16 protein-coding genes are annotated in these 13502 nt (G+C 52.6%); 8 read left to right on the top strand and 8 right to left on the bottom strand.

The annotated features are described in order from the left end of the window. Nucleotides 1–147: 147 nt before the first annotated feature. The 4 genes from IGQ16_RS06995 to IGQ16_RS06980 all read right to left on the bottom strand — a co-directional run bounded on the left by IGQ16_RS06995 (nt 148) and on the right by IGQ16_RS06980 (nt 2974). Nucleotides 148–687 carry a DUF2854 domain-containing protein gene (locus tag IGQ16_RS06995; protein ID WP_024125713.1) on the bottom strand — a complete coding sequence of 180 codons (540 nt, stop codon included), beginning with the start codon at nt 685–687 and terminating at the stop codon, nt 148–150. 13 nt (nt 688–700) lie between these two features. Continuing rightward, a complete protein-coding gene (locus IGQ16_RS06990; protein WP_024125714.1) occupies nt 701–1192 on the bottom strand; it encodes a YajQ family cyclic di-GMP-binding protein in 492 nt (163 codons plus the stop codon). A 2-nt stretch (nt 1193–1194) separates the two neighbouring features. Further along, nucleotides 1195–2481 (bottom strand): ABC transporter substrate-binding protein, encoded by a 1287-nt coding sequence (locus IGQ16_RS06985; RefSeq protein WP_297060736.1) that lies wholly within the window; start codon nt 2479–2481, stop codon nt 1195–1197. Between the two features lie 142 nt (nt 2482–2623). Next, on the bottom strand, nt 2624–2974 hold the full coding sequence (locus tag IGQ16_RS06980) for a hypothetical protein (RefSeq protein WP_297060734.1): 351 nt from the start codon (nt 2972–2974) through the stop codon (nt 2624–2626). 299 nt (nt 2975–3273) lie between these two features. Between IGQ16_RS06980 and petB the strand changes: the two genes are divergently transcribed. Continuing rightward, nucleotides 3274–3921, top strand: a complete 648-nt coding sequence (gene petB / locus IGQ16_RS06975; protein ID WP_011056639.1) for a cytochrome b6 — start codon at nt 3274–3276, stop codon at nt 3919–3921. A gap of 105 nt (nt 3922–4026) precedes the next feature. After that, nucleotides 4027–4512, top strand: a complete 486-nt coding sequence (petD, locus tag IGQ16_RS06970; RefSeq protein WP_024125716.1) for a cytochrome b6-f complex subunit IV — start codon at nt 4027–4029, stop codon at nt 4510–4512. 54 nt (nt 4513–4566) lie between these two features. Here petD and IGQ16_RS06965 read toward each other — a convergent pair whose 3' ends face one another. Together IGQ16_RS06965 and IGQ16_RS06960 are read right to left on the bottom strand one after the other, a co-directional pair. Further along, nucleotides 4567–5106 (bottom strand): NYN domain-containing protein, encoded by a 540-nt coding sequence (locus IGQ16_RS06965; RefSeq protein WP_041429269.1) that lies wholly within the window; start codon nt 5104–5106, stop codon nt 4567–4569. Nucleotides 5107–5495: 389 nt separating this feature from the next. Then, the gene (locus IGQ16_RS06960) at nt 5496–5969 is read right to left on the bottom strand and encodes a hypothetical protein (RefSeq protein WP_024125718.1); all 474 of its coding nucleotides are present in this window, start codon (nt 5967–5969) and stop codon (nt 5496–5498) included. Between the two features lie 198 nt (nt 5970–6167). On the opposite strand from IGQ16_RS06960, the gene IGQ16_RS06955 reads away from it, so the two are divergent. The 6 genes from IGQ16_RS06955 to IGQ16_RS06930 all read left to right on the top strand — a co-directional run bounded on the left by IGQ16_RS06955 (nt 6168) and on the right by IGQ16_RS06930 (nt 10791). After that, the gene (locus IGQ16_RS06955; RefSeq protein WP_365970646.1) at nt 6168–7604 is read left to right on the top strand and encodes a RecQ family ATP-dependent DNA helicase; all 1437 of its coding nucleotides are present in this window, start codon (nt 6168–6170) and stop codon (nt 7602–7604) included. Between the two features lie 120 nt (nt 7605–7724). Further along, nucleotides 7725–8423: an FxLYD domain-containing protein gene (locus tag IGQ16_RS06950; protein ID WP_024125720.1), complete on the top strand. Its 699-nt coding sequence runs from the start codon at nt 7725–7727 to the stop codon at nt 8421–8423. 49 nt (nt 8424–8472) lie between these two features. Beyond that, entirely contained in the window at nt 8473–9258 is a 786-nt protein-coding gene (locus IGQ16_RS06945) for an HAD family hydrolase (RefSeq protein WP_041429271.1), read from the top strand. 62 nt (nt 9259–9320) lie between these two features. Further along, the gene (locus IGQ16_RS06940; RefSeq protein ID WP_024125722.1) at nt 9321–9602 is read left to right on the top strand and encodes a hypothetical protein; all 282 of its coding nucleotides are present in this window, start codon (nt 9321–9323) and stop codon (nt 9600–9602) included. A gap of 150 nt (nt 9603–9752) precedes the next feature. Continuing rightward, on the top strand, nt 9753–10319 hold the full coding sequence (locus tag IGQ16_RS06935; protein ID WP_297060732.1) for a DUF2808 domain-containing protein: 567 nt from the start codon (nt 9753–9755) through the stop codon (nt 10317–10319). Between the two features lie 124 nt (nt 10320–10443). After that, the gene (locus IGQ16_RS06930; protein WP_297060730.1) at nt 10444–10791 is read left to right on the top strand and encodes a 1-acyl-sn-glycerol-3-phosphate acyltransferase; all 348 of its coding nucleotides are present in this window, start codon (nt 10444–10446) and stop codon (nt 10789–10791) included. 341 nt (nt 10792–11132) lie between these two features. Here the strand turns inward: IGQ16_RS06930 and IGQ16_RS06925 are convergent, their stop codons facing one another. Further along, complete coding sequence (locus IGQ16_RS06925) at nt 11133–12506, bottom strand: 1-acyl-sn-glycerol-3-phosphate acyltransferase (RefSeq protein ID WP_024125724.1); 1374 nt, start codon at nt 12504–12506, stop codon at nt 11133–11135. A 24-nt stretch (nt 12507–12530) separates the two neighbouring features. Next, nucleotides 12531–13430 (bottom strand): Hsp33 family molecular chaperone HslO, encoded by a 900-nt coding sequence (hslO, locus tag IGQ16_RS06920; RefSeq protein WP_024125725.1) that lies wholly within the window; start codon nt 13428–13430, stop codon nt 12531–12533. Nucleotides 13431–13502 lie beyond the last annotated feature (72 nt).

Below are 13502 nucleotides of genomic sequence, written 5' to 3'. Positions count from 1 at the left end.
AAAATGCGCTTCAGCGGGAGACTTCTTGTAAAAAGTCTTGCTCTTTAGATTAGGGTGCCGCAATGATGATGCTATCGTAACATCTGAATTCAGGGCAAAACTATTTACCAGTAATCTTAGTCAACTGGAACAGGATTGACCACGGCCTTACTGGCGAATCAGGGCCACTGCCACACGGTCATTGCCCTCATTGGTAATGGTTACCCGAATATTGGGGCCAAAGAAGGTCTGCATCTTGGCTTGCTTCGATTGCCACACCTCAAAGGGGACCGCCGGGGAGTCAAATTCCAAGATTAATGTATAGGCACCATCGGTTAGCGTCTCGGCGATCGCTACCAAGACAGGACGCTCCGCATTCGAAGGACTCAGGCCTAAACTAGCCAATGTGCTATCGAGGTGGGCTTCTTGACCATAACGATAGCGAGTGACATCCCTACGGATTTGGGTTTGGGTAGGTGTTGCTTGGCTACGGCCCGCGATCGCCTCCGGGGTTGGGGCTTCACGATAGGGCACCGGCTTGAGTTCTGCCGCCTTTAGGGCCAATCCTCCCAACAGTAGGGGCACACCATAGAAAAAGCCAGCCAGATTCAAGGTGGCATTCCCCGCAGCATAGGCCACCACCCCCACCCCTGTCAGCAGTGCACCAACAATTAACCCCAAAGTTCCCAGCGATACAGACCCCAACATGCCCCTTCAACCACTAGCGGTAATTTGTAAATTGTAATGGCACAGGATAATCTTCCGTTTTCAGGCGTTGGATCACCGCTTGTAGGTCATCCTTTGACTTGGCACTGACCCGCACCACATCCCCTTGGATGGAGGCCTGCACTTTCTTAAATTCATTGCGGATGAGCTTGCTAATTTCCTTGGCTAGCTCTGAATGGATACCACGCCGCAACTTAATCAACTGTTTGACCCGTTGGCCCCCCGCTGGCTCCACAGGCCCATAGTCAAAAATTTTCAGAGACAACTGCCGCTTCGCTGCCTTCTGCTGCAGAATCGTTTGCACTGAATTGAGGGTAAACTCACTATCGGTGTGAATCGTCAGTCCCTCTTTTGTCAGTTCAAGGGTAGTCTGGGTATCCTTAAGGTCATAGCGGGCCTTGATCTCTCGCTCAGTCTGATCCACCGCATTGACCAGCTCCTGCCAGTCAAAATCACTCACAATATCAAAGGAAAACGTGCTTGCCATGCCTAGGGTTTTTGGGGATTGACTTGACCAATTACCTTTAATTTACCGTCATCGGTGACCTCCCAAATGTCATAAACTCCCACAACATCCCCATTTTCATCAATATCCACATTGCCACTGGCGCCTTGATAGTTAATTTCTTTGCCTTCCCGCAGTAAAGCTAGCCCGGCACACACATCATCCACTTCTTCCCCCGGTGGATTGGCCACATCGCGCAATTTGTTGCGAATTCCTTCACCGGTATTTTGTCCGGAGGCCTGTGCAGCCAATACAAGAAGCGCAGCGGCATCCCAAGCCTGAGCGCCAAAAGCAGGGAGATCACCACCTTTTTTTGTTTTCCAGAGTTTTTGGAGTTTAGCCAGAGCTTTACCATCGGCACCCGGAACGGTGCCCTTGGCGCCGGCAATAATATATTTGCCATCGGGGGTGCGTCCCACTTGCTCTGGAAAACTTTCAGACTTCACACCATCAGTGAGGAGAATAGCCACATTTTGAGTCAGGCCTTGCTCAAAAGCAGATTTTAGGAGCAAGCTGCCAGTTTCCGGATACAGAATCGCCACCACCGCATCAGGTTTGCCGCCAAAGGCAGCAGCGGCCTCTGTTGTGAAGGTGGTTGCCCGCTCATCATAACGGGTTGGGCGGTCTTCATTGATCACTGTGCCCCCTAGGGCTTTGAAGGCACGGGTAAATTCCTGCTCAAAGCTGCGGCCATAGTCGTTGTTGATGACAACTGTAGAAACCCTTTGATAGCCTTGCTGTTTGGCCAGTTGAGCGAGGGCTTGGGCTTGGTAGTTATCAGGGGGAGCAGTGCGTGCCCAATAGCCGTTAAAGTCCCCTTTCTTGGCCCGTTCTGTGAGCAGTGTACTAGTACTGCCCGGAGAAATCAACATCACCTGACCGCGGGTGGCAATATCGGCTGCGGCGTTCGAGACACTGCTGCCAAAGGAGCCAACCACCCCTGCAACTCGGTCAATCTCGACCAACTTCGTCATCGCTTCTGCTCCAGAGGCGGGATTAGATTGATCATCGGCAGCAATGAGCGTGACGGACTGGCCATTAACACCACCACAGGCATTCACCGTTTCCACCAGCAGGGGTACCACCTCGGCAATGGGGGTTCCCACGGAGGCTAAGTCACCGGTTGAGGGCAATAATGAACCAATGCGTAGCCCTTCTGCTGTTGGAGCGGTGGTAGTAGTATCCGCCTCGCAGGCACCAACGGTAAAGAGGAGGAGTAACCCTGCAACAATTTTGGCGGCTGCCCATCCGCTTGACGGCTGTTGACCCATAGCTGTGATTCTCACAATTTGCCAGAATCCTACTGCAACTAGGGAGATATTGCAATGCGCGGAGACGATGCCTTGGACAAAAAAAGGGGCATTCCGACATCAAACAGCCCCTTTGCATCGAATGCTCTGTGAATGAGTTTTCCTAGGTCGAGGGACGAACTTGCCGCGCCATGTTCAAGAATGCAGCCATATTGGCTCCCGGACGACGACGGGTAAAACGGGTGTAAGGAACAGGGGTCGGTGTGGGTTCTGCTGGAGCTGTGGCAACGGGGGTGGGTGCTGCGGCAACGGCTTGAGCGGGTTGAGGTGCAGCAGCAGATTCAGAGGTCGGGGCAGGTTCTGTCGCTTTCGTAGGGGTTGGCGGTGCAGCAGGGGCAGCCCTGTTGTCATCTAATTCAATGTAAAATTCGCCCTTTTTGCCCAAGCCAAAGAGCTTGGCGATCGCCCCAAATAGGCCAAAGATAGCACCAAACAGTTTCTTCAACAGATTCATCTCAAAGCCTCCCAAGCGGTCGTTATGCTGCAGGTAGTAGAGGATACAGCTCCAAGGCGTCCTGAAGCTGTTGAGACTTTATTATCGGACGGTAGGTGGCACCAATCAACCTGAAAGCGCCTGGGCATCCCTTTTCTATGAAGGGGGATACATCAAGGGGAGGCCAATCTCTAGGTTTTCACAGTTTTCAGGGTGTTCTACCCCTGGGAAAAGGGCTGTAACTGAATGTGGAAAGTCTGAGAGGGCTTATGTTACATTTTTCAAAGTAAAGCAGCGGTTTCGCAGGACTAATCACTGTTATGAACAAAGTTTACGACTGGTTTGAGGAACGCCTCGAAATTCAGGCGATCGCTGACGATATCACCAGCAAGTATGTGCCGCCCCACGTAAACATTTTTTACTGTCTTGGTGGCATTACCCTCACCTGTTTTCTCATCCAATTTGCCACAGGCTTTGCCATGACGTTTTACTACAAACCTACGGTGGCTGAAGCCTTTGCTTCTGTGCAGTACATCATGAATGAGGTCAATTTTGGCTGGTTGATCCGCTCCATTCACAAGTGGTCCGCCAGCATGATGGTCTTGATGATGATTTTGCACGTCTTTCGGGTCTATCTTACCGGCGGCTTCAAGAAACCCCGCGAACTCACTTGGGTGACGGGTGTGGTCTTGGCGGTGATTACCGTCAGCTTTGGTGTCACGGGCTACTCCCTGCCTTGGGACCAAGTGGGCTATTGGGCGGTCAAAATCGTTTCCGGTATCCCTGCAGCGATTCCCGTGGTGGGTGACCAACTGGTGGAACTGATGCGTGGGGGTGAAAGTGTCGGTCAAGCGACCCTCACTCGCTTCTATAGTTTGCACACCTTTGTGCTCCCTTGGTCGATCGCCGTCTTTATGCTGATGCACTTCCTGATGATTCGTAAGCAGGGCATTTCGGGTCCCCTGTAAGCCAAGCATCAAGAAATGTAACAGAGCCTGCTATTTTCGGCGGTTCCCCTTGTTATGCTCCAAGTAATCTCCCCCTTGCTGACCCTCTAGGAGAACGATTGATTTATGGCAAAAGTTTTGAAAAAGCCTGATTTAACGAATCCGGCTCTGCGGGCAAAACTGAAAAAAGGCATGGGCCACAACTACTATGGCGAACCTGCTTGGCCCAATGACCTGCTCTATATCTTCCCTGTGGTGATTATGGGCACGATCGCTCTGGTGATCGGTCTGGCGGTGATGGATCCTGCTATGGTGGGTGAACCGGCGGATCCCTTTGCCACCCCCTTGGAAATTTTGCCGGAGTGGTACCTCTATCCCACCTTCCAGATTTTCCGGGTGGTACCCAACAAGCTGTTAGGTGTGCTCATCAATGCCTCCATTCCCTTGGGCTTGATGCTGATTCCTTTTATTGAAAGTGTCAACAAGTTCCAAAATCCTTTCCGTCGTCCTGTGGCGATGACGGTCTTCCTCTTTGGCACACTGGTGACGCTGTGGCTGGGTATTGGTGCTGCTTTCCCCTTGGATAAGTCCCTCACCCTTGGCCTGTTCTAGGCACCTAAGAAAATACGCTAGGATTTGCGCATCTGGCAATGCTGGGTGCGCTTTTTAATTTGAATTTTGTGAATTTTGCGGGTCAATTTTTTCAATAAACGGGCGAATTTCATTGAGATCAATGTAGCGATCAGTGGCGTTGCGCAGTTCCCGCGCAATCATCCCTTCGGTGGAAACAACTGTGATATGGGTGTTTTTGGAACGCAGCAATTCGATCGCTCGCTCAAAATCACCATCCCCGCTAAAGAGAACTACGCGATCGTACTGACCAACGGTGTTGAACATATCAATCACAATTTCAATGTCTAAATTGGCTTTTTGGTAGTACTTGCCAAGGGCTTCGTCGTAGTATTCTTTCAACAGCTTTGTGCGCACGGTATAGCCAAGGTTAATGAGCGCATCGCGAAACGAACGCTGATCTTGCATATCCTTGAGGCCGGTATACCAAAAGGCATTCACCAATACAATGTTGGGATCACGGGTGAAGAATTCGAGAACACGACGGGGATCGAAAAACCAGCCGTTTTTCTGCTGGGCATAGAACATATTATTTCCATCGATAAAAATTGAGAGGCGTTCTTGAAGGGGAAGCATAATTAGGGAGGACCTATGGATCAGTGAGGTATGTGTAATAGGAGAACAATTGATAGAAGCTTGAATAGGGGATGGGTTTTATAGATTCTCTTGGGAGAGAGCTTAACAGGATTCAAGAGGGGAGGAGCCAGCCCTTCAACGGGCAACAGGATAAAAAGAAATATACGATAAGTTCTGCGATTGCTAGTAATCAGACAAATAAAAGCTAGCTAACGGTTCAGTGGGAACACTTTTAAGAAAGAGAAAATATTTATTAATGCTTTTTTAATCACTGCAATCTATTTTAACGGAACTCCATAGGAGATGCTACAGTTTTTCCTTGGCGATCGCCCCTTACAAGCCCAAAAAGGGGGCAGGGCCCCCCAATCGTTAACGCTTTCCAGAAACTGTCAATACAGGGCGCGTACTGGCGGAGCTGGCATAGCTCTTGGGCGGGGTGGGGGGGCAAAGAAGGGCGGCTGCGAGGGTGGCAGCGGCGACTCCACCATCAAATTACAGGGAAAGGGCGTACCGTACATCGAGGTACAGAAGGGGCTATCGAGATCACGGGTGCGGACAGGAGGTTGATTGCTTTGCTGATACCACCCATCCTTAGAAACATAGTTGATTCGCTCTGCCCGCTTGATGATGTCGTTATCGCGATAGCTAGGAGCACCAAATGTAAAAGCGGCATCGCCAGCGATGGATTCATCCTGCCAGTACCTTTGGCTGTCATCAATGCGTTCAAAGGCTTGGGGCAAGGTGGGCTGAGTAACCGGGAATTGTTGCGGATTAATGGGTTGGCGGCGGCTTTGGGCAGTTGCCGGAGCGACCACCGCTGCCAACATTGCCACGCATACCAGCGGCACAAATTTCATGCCCATAGGTTCATCTCCATAAGCGTTTTACACTTCGGCAACAGTGATAGGTCTAAAGGGTGTTAGGTATCCTAGGATTTTTTGCTTAAAATTATTCTAGATTGATTCTAAATTGACTGCTCTTGCTGCCGCCAGAAGACTGTGCCGCTTTTTGCAGCGCTGAATGATCTCAGGGTTTAGGCCAGTGGAATGCCAGAGGCCGATTTGAAGCCGATACAGGCTGCCCTACAGCAATACTGGGGCTATTCTGAGTTGCGATCGCCCCAAGCAGAGGTGATGATAGCACTCTTGCAACGACGGGACGCCCTAGTTGTGCTGCCCACAGGAGCGGGCAAAAGTCTCTGTTTTCAGTTGCCAGCAGTGCTTCAACGGGGATTGACGCTGGTGGTTTCGCCGCTGCTTGCCCTCATGGAAAATCAGATCACTGAATTGCGGCAACGGGGTCTTGCGGCCGCAGCCTATCACAGTGAACTGCCCAGCAGCCAACGCCGCCAGATTCTCTCGCACCTAAGGGACTACCGTTTGCTGTATCTTTCGCCGGAGTCCTTATTTTCTAGCCCTCTTTGGCAGCGCCTCTGTTCAGCAGAAGTGGAACTCAATGGCTTGATTGTGGATGAAGCCCATTGCCTTGTGCAGTGGGGCGATCGCTTTCGACCCGCTTATCGTCGCTTGGGAACGGTGCGCCCTGCCCTTCGCCAATGTAAACCTCAGCAGCCACCCCTGGCGATCGCTGCCTTTACCGCCACTGCCGATCCCCATGCCCAACGCACCCTGATTGAGGTTTTAGGTCTAGAACAGCCTGTACAGATCATTCACAGCCCCTATCGGGCCAATCTCTATTTGGCCGTACGTTCTGTGTGGAGTCGGGGGTATCGCCGCCATTGTCTCCAGCAATTTCTCAAGCAGCAGGGGAGAACCTGCGGATTGATCTATGCCCGCACCCGCCACGATTGTGAAACCCTTGCCACTTGGCTTCAGGAGCAGGGACACCGCAGCAGCGCTTACCATGGCGGACTACCGGCAGTACAGCGACGCCAAATTGAGAGCGATTGGTTGCAGGACAAACTGCCTTTTGTGGTCTGTACCAATGCCTTTGGTATGGGAGTCAATAAACCCAATGTGCGTTGGATTTGTCACTACCAGCCGCCCCTGCAACTCAGTGAATATCTCCAAGAGGTGGGACGGGCTGGGCGGGATGGTCAGCCGGCACAGGCACTGGTTTTGGTGAGCGATCGCTGGGGTTTGGATCGCGAAGATCAACAGCGTTGGTATTTTTTTCAGCGCCAAAGTCAAGACACTTACAATCGCGCCATGGCACTGCAGGCGCAGCTGCCCCTGCGGGGCAATCTTCAGCAACTGCGGCAACACTTTCCTGAGGTGGAATTGACCCTGGCATTACTGCATCAACAGGGGGCACTCCGCTGGCAAGACCCCTTTCACTATTGCCGTCAACCCTTGGCACAGGTGCCACCCCCGCCCAAAGACCCTCAAGAACAGTTGATGCAAGAGTTCCTCTATCAGCGGGGCTGCCGCTGGCAGTTTCTCCTCCAAGCCTTTGGTTTTGCCACTGAGGCAAGGGGATTCCACTGTGGCCATTGCGATCGCTGTCGGCCTGCGCACCGCTCCCGCAAAACACTGTAAATTGACAGAGCTGTATCACTGGCCCATTGTGTACACTGGCACATAGAAGGGTAGCTTGACCATTGGTAGGCAAAAGTTTCCCAGCAGTCATTCTGTTGCCACAAAGTAGGGGTTGCGGGCATGGGGCTACTACAAGTTGAGGAAATTCGCGAAGCACTTCAAGAGGTGCTTTCAGAACACGCCCTTGTTGTGCAAGTCAATCAGTTTCGCAACCAATTAAACATTATTTTGAACAAACCCCCCGGCACCGTTGCCCATTATTCTGCCCTAGCGGATCTTCTCAAGTCTCGCTTGGGACAGTTTCACCTCGATGATATTGACCGCATTAAAATTATTGGCCGCATACAGGGTTCGCCTAAACCCGATTGGGAAGAGGTTATTGATCTGCGCCCTCTCAACCCAGCCCTAGCTGCCCCTGTGTATGCTTCCTCTGCCCCGTGGGTGGTGGCGATCGCTGCTGGCTTTGTTAGTTTACTGGTGATCTTTAGCTATCACCTTGGTCAGTGGCAGCAACAGCAACGGCTGCAGCAGTTGATCGAGGGTTCCCTTGGTCAAAAAGGGGTAGTGATGACGGACTTTAAGTGGCACATTGAGGGTGGTACACCGTTTATTGTCGGGGTTCTTAAAAACTACAGTAAAGACTATTTTCGCCTAGTTCAGGGGGACTTTGAACTCTTTGATCAACGCGGTCAGCAAGTTGGGACCGTGGCGGTACGGGTTTATGGTCTTGGCCCTGAGGAAACATGGCAATTTCGTGAACCAATAGCCAATCGTCAGGCAATGGGAGTACGGCTAGTAAAATTACAGTCATTCAATTAATGTTTTCCTAATGTTTAGGTTTCCCCAGCAGGGAGCAATACCGCTTGCTATGGCACACCTTAAAGCCCTGATCTTTGATGTTGATGGCACCTTAGCAGATACGGAGCGGGATGGCCATCGTGTAGCCTTCAACAAGGCCTTTGCCGCCGCTGGTCTAGATTGGGAATGGGATGTTTCCCTCTATGGTCAACTCCTGGCGGTGGCTGGGGGCAAGGAGCGGATAAGGTATTACCTTGAGTGCTTTCGTTCCGATTGGCCACGTCCCCAAAATTTGGATGCTCTGATTGCCGATTTACACAAGGCCAAGACCCGCTATTATACCGAGCTATTGGCGGAAGGGGCTATTCCCCTGCGGCCGGGGGTGAAACGGCTCCTCACTGAAGCCCGTGAAGCAGGATTACGTTTGGCGATCGCCACCACGACCACCCCTGCCAATGTTACTGCACTCCTTGAAAATACGCTCGCTCCTGATGGCGTCAGGTGGTTTGAGATAATCGCTGCTGGGGATGTGGTTCCAGCCAAGAAACCTGCGCCCGACATTTACTTCTACACACTTGAAAAGATGCGTCTCTCACCCCAAGAGTGCCTTGCCTTTGAGGATTCGGCCAATGGAATTCAGGCCGCCACCGCCAGTCGCCTAGCGACCATTATCACGATTACCGACTACACCAAGGATCATGATTTTCGTGATGCAGCACTTGTCTTGGATTGCCTAGGGGAACCGGACTATCCCTTTCAGGTTCTGCGTGGTGAGGTGGGTTGGACAACCTATGTGGATGTGCCCCTATTGCGATCGCTGCACCAGCAGTGGACAAGCACGTTGAGTCAGCGATAATTTTCTGGCCACAGCGTTTTACATTGAATATTACCCCCTTAGTCTGAGGAGGAAGGAACATAATGTACACAATTGATTTAGTTCTGCGTCATGTCCCCATGCCCGTCAGTATTGAACGCAAGGAAAGTGCAGCAGCGACGGCGGCCTATCAGCAAATTCAGCAGGCCATGGCCAGTGGTACCCCAACTGTCCTCGAACTGACGTGCGATCGCCAAGTGGGCAAGAAGTTAACGGTGCTCACCTCAGAAATTGTGGCCGTGCAAATGGCTGATAAGGATGCTCCCTCCAGTGTCACTAGTCGTGGCGGATTCTTTGCTCAATTGGTGCAGCAAACCAGCAACTAAGGGAAAGTCTCTCAATAAAGCTGAGTTTTTCTTGGCCATGGTGATTCTTTGCCGTTAGGATACTAAGCAGACTGATCCGTAGGGGAACGTGAAGCGAATCCTCCCCGTCTGAAAGTCAGGTATCTGTGGTGTCGTGTAATAGGGTTGTCTATGGTGAAGCGTTTCCTACCGGTTCTGATTCTGTTGGGGTGTAGTCTGGGTCCTGTGACCCCTGCCCTTGTGCGTGCCCAAGCCAATCAGGGCTTTACGTTTACCTGGGGTGACGCGCCCAGTGGCCGACAGCAGTTGCAATACCACTTAGATAACGGCACCCCCGGTTTTATGGGCGATCGCTATTGGCTGCGTCTGGGTCAGCAAAAAGTGGCCATCAACCGCATTAATATCACCTATCCTGACTATTACACCGGCATCATTGATCCTAAAGGCATTGAAGTGCGCATCGGGGGTAATCGCGGCAACAGCTTCTTCCAGTTTCGCCGTGACCTGGGTCAGAAAATCCCACTTGCTGAAGTGTCCGTTGATCCCGATAATCGCGTCATTGACATTGTGCCTGCGGAAGTGATTCCGGCCGGAACCCCCGTACAGGTGATCCTCAACAATGTCCGCAACCCCAACAATGGCGGCATGTACTATTTCAATGCCCGCATTGGTTCCCCCGGTGATATTCCCTTGATGCGCTACGTTGGCACTTGGATTCTCAGTATTGCCAACAACTGATAACCCCCCTTGGTTTGCCAATTGACTTGCCAATTTGCGAACTGCTTAGCCCTCCCTGGCAAGAGGGGGACGATCTCCCTAGGTTAGTCTTTGTGTGTTACAGCCGGGTCACGCTTCAGGCCAGATGCAAGATTCTGTCAAGTCTGCTCTCCTCACTCCTCTGATGGACCGTCTGGTGGGGGATTTTGGCCTGCGGCGCTATATTCGTACCCTTCGGGTGCAAGGGCAGGAGCAGCTGCCCAAAAGTGGTCCAGTGATCTTGATCCCCAACCATCGTTCCCGCTGGGATGCGCTGATTATTCCCTATGTTACTGGGCGGCGGGTGAGTGGGCGCGACCTCTACTCCATGGTCTCCCACGATGAGATGTTGGGACTGCAGGGCGGGGTGATTGGTCAGTGTGGCGGTTTTCCCGTCAATGCCCAAGCGCCTTCGCTGAGTGCGTTGCGTAGGGGTGTGGAACTTCTGCGGTAGAGGCAAGCCTGGGCGGTGTTCCCTGAGGGGAATATCTTTCGGGATTGCTAGACCCTCAAGCCGGGGTTGGCTCGCTTGGCCCTTCAAGCGGCCCAGCACTGTGAACAAGCAATCCAGATTCTGCCAATTTTACTCGATGATGCTCAGCCCTACCCGCAGTGGGGAAGTGAGGTCAAGGTATCATTGGTGCTCCCTTGAGTACTGGCAATGACGATGCCAGCTGCCCAAAAAGTGCTGCCTAACAACTGACCAGTGATCTCTTTAGCAGACTGCAGCAGCTCCAAAGCTCCAACAGGGGCGATCGCTCCTGTGTTTTGCTGAGACCTCAAACTTGAATCCCCCTAAGCTTCCGTAGGCACAATTAAGGCTTCAAATTGCTGGCGAATCTGATCAGTCACTTCCTTCACGGCTTGCCGTGCCCCCTGGCGATCGCGCCGATACAGAGGCCAATAGCTCTCTAAATCGAGAGGCTCTCCGACACTCAGGCGCACCTGCCGCAAACCCACCAAGCGATTCAGATTCGGGCTTTTTCCCTCTAGCCAATCCAACGTGCGCCAGAGAATCAGCACTACATCTGCAAAGCGATTAATCGTGAATTTCTCGCGGATATAGCTACCCGTAATTGAGGTAAATCGCTCCGCAAGACGCATATGACGCAATCGCACATTGGCTTCCTCGGCCAACCAATCGGCTAAGCAGCGCTCTACACTAGAAAGTTGTGCCAAATCACTGCGAAACATCCGTTCCCAAGCAGCCTGCTCAATGCGTCGGCAGCGACTGACAAAATCTGCACTGGGCTTAAGACCAAAGTAGGACTCCGCCACCACAAGGGCACTGTTGAGGAGTCGCTGAATTCGTGCTGCCAATTTAGCATTGGGGGAGTCAAAGGGGGGCAGTTCGGGAAAATCTTGACCATAGGAGGTAGCATAAAAGGCCTCTAGGCGGTCCAAAAGGTGCATTGCTAAATTCAGCAGGCGGCGGTAGAGGTCGTCTGGCTGGGTATGCTGAGAATCTGTAGGGCACCCAAGGCGGTTCTCCAGTTGTGCCATTAGCTTTGCCATGCGCTCCCAAGAGGGCTGACTGAGGCTGTACTGAATGCCGATGGGCAGAATGACCACAGGCAGCGATCGCCCCGCCTTAGCCAAATCTTCCAGACACCAAAATCCCAATTGTGCCACCCCCGGCTCTAAAGGTGCGACCAGTTCGTTGTGTTCATTCGTTGCTCCCTCCGGCGCTGCCGCTAGGGGAAATCGTCCCCCTACAAGTAACTCCCGCGCCGATCGCAGGGCTTGGCTGTCGAGCTTACCGCGCATGATTGAAATCCCCCCCAACCGTGAAAAGAGCCAACCAATCTGGGCCCCTGCCCAGAGGGGAATCCCGCGATCGTAGAGAAAATACCCATTTGTGGGGGGACGCAAGCGAATGCCCAGCCGCCGTGCTGTTTGCGGCAGGAGATGCCACATCAAATAGCCCATGACCAACGGATCATCCGTACAGGGATGGCGAAAGGCAATGAGGAGCCGTACCTGTCCCTGCTGAAACTGCTGGTAATAACGGGCAAGGGTCTCTACATTTACCCCTTCAACCCGCTGGAGCCCAAGACCATACCGAATATAGAGGGGCAGGAGTCTTGCCACTGTCCACCAGACGGGGTAGCTAAACCGCTGGGGGAGAAAATGCAACGGAGGTTGGGCAGTTGTAACTACACTGGACATCCGGCAAGCTCCTCAGGGCAACGGCTAAACTGAGGCAGTGGCCAACTCGGCAATTAACTGCTCTAACATCGGCTGATCCGCCCAATAGACAGCGTTACAGAACTGACAGGTGGCTTCTGCCTTTGCCTCTGTGGCTAGGATATCTCTTAATTCTGCCTCCCCTAGGAGCTTGAGTGCCCCTAACATCCGTTCGTGGGAACAGCCACAGTGAAAGCGCACCATTTGCCGTTGGGGTAAGATGTGCAAATCCATATCCCCTAAGAGTTCCTGAAAGATCTCTGGCAGTGTCCGCCCTGCCTGTAGCAGTGGGGTAAAGCCCTTAAGATTGGCCACCCGTTGTTCGAGGGTCGCGATCAGGTGTTCATCATTGGCGGCTTTGGGTAGCACCTGTAACATCAACCCACCGGCGGCAGTTACCCCCGCCTCTTCGACAAAAACACCCAATATCAGGGCGGAGGGGGTTTGCTCTGAGGTGGCGAGGTAGTAGGTGATATCTTCAGCAATTTCGCCGGAGACTAGCTCCACTGTGCTGGAATAGGGGTAGCCGTAGCCAAGATCGTGGATGACGTAGAGATATCCCCGATGGCCCACCGCCGCCCCCACATCCAATTTGCCCTTGGCATTGGGGGGCAGTTCAACACTAGGGTACTGCACATAGCCGCGAACTGTGCCATCGGCACCGGCATCGGCAAAAATGGTTCCTAGGGGACCGTTGCCCTGAATGCGCACGTTCACCCGTGCTTGGGGCTGCTTGAAACTGGAGGCAAGGATTAAGCCTGCGGCCATGGTTCGTCCCAGCGCCGCTGTGGCCACGTAGGACAGTTGGTGACGTTTGCGGGCTTCATCAGTGAGTTGAGTGGTAATGACACCGACGGCACGGATGCCTTCGGCCGCAGCAGTTGCTCGCAAGAGAAAATCGGCCATGTTCAACCTACGAAATGTTTTGTTACATTTAGTGTGACATACTCCCACCGCTGACCAGAGCAAAATGGGGCA

It is taken from the genome of Thermosynechococcus sp. M3746_W2019_013 (assembly GCF_015296045.1).
Lineage (GTDB): Bacteria > Cyanobacteriota > Cyanobacteriia > Thermosynechococcales > Thermosynechococcaceae > Thermosynechococcus.
Note: the sequence above shows the minus strand (reverse complement) of the source record. Positions and strands in the feature narration are given on the sequence as shown.

Bases quoted from the DNA above. Each gene is read 5' to 3' on its own strand.
- IGQ16_RS06995 (WP_024125713.1), bottom strand. From the start codon at position 687: ATGTTGGGGTCTGTATCGCTGGGAACTTTGGGGTTAATTGTTGGTGCA.
- IGQ16_RS06990 (WP_024125714.1), bottom strand. From the start codon at position 1,192: ATGGCAAGCACGTTTTCCTTTGATATTGTGAGTGATTTTGACTGGCAG.
- IGQ16_RS06985 (WP_297060736.1), bottom strand. From the start codon at position 2,481: ATGGGTCAACAGCCGTCAAGCGGATGGGCAGCCGCCAAAATTGTTGCA.
- IGQ16_RS06980 (WP_297060734.1), bottom strand. From the start codon at position 2,974: ATGAATCTGTTGAAGAAACTGTTTGGTGCTATCTTTGGCCTATTTGGG.
- petB (WP_011056639.1), top strand. From the start codon at position 3,274: ATGAACAAAGTTTACGACTGGTTTGAGGAACGCCTCGAAATTCAGGCG.
- petD (WP_024125716.1), top strand. From the start codon at position 4,027: ATGGCAAAAGTTTTGAAAAAGCCTGATTTAACGAATCCGGCTCTGCGG.
- IGQ16_RS06965 (WP_041429269.1), bottom strand. From the start codon at position 5,106: ATGCTTCCCCTTCAAGAACGCCTCTCAATTTTTATCGATGGAAATAAT.
- IGQ16_RS06960 (WP_024125718.1), bottom strand. From the start codon at position 5,969: ATGGGCATGAAATTTGTGCCGCTGGTATGCGTGGCAATGTTGGCAGCG.
- IGQ16_RS06950 (WP_024125720.1), top strand. From the start codon at position 7,725: ATGGGGCTACTACAAGTTGAGGAAATTCGCGAAGCACTTCAAGAGGTG.
- IGQ16_RS06945 (WP_041429271.1), top strand. From the start codon at position 8,473: ATGGCACACCTTAAAGCCCTGATCTTTGATGTTGATGGCACCTTAGCA.
- IGQ16_RS06940 (WP_024125722.1), top strand. From the start codon at position 9,321: ATGTACACAATTGATTTAGTTCTGCGTCATGTCCCCATGCCCGTCAGT.
- IGQ16_RS06935 (WP_297060732.1), top strand. From the start codon at position 9,753: ATGGTGAAGCGTTTCCTACCGGTTCTGATTCTGTTGGGGTGTAGTCTG.
- IGQ16_RS06930 (WP_297060730.1), top strand. From the start codon at position 10,444: ATGCAAGATTCTGTCAAGTCTGCTCTCCTCACTCCTCTGATGGACCGT.
- IGQ16_RS06925 (WP_024125724.1), bottom strand. From the start codon at position 12,506: ATGTCCAGTGTAGTTACAACTGCCCAACCTCCGTTGCATTTTCTCCCC.
- hslO (WP_024125725.1), bottom strand. From the start codon at position 13,430: ATGGCCGATTTTCTCTTGCGAGCAACTGCTGCGGCCGAAGGCATCCGT.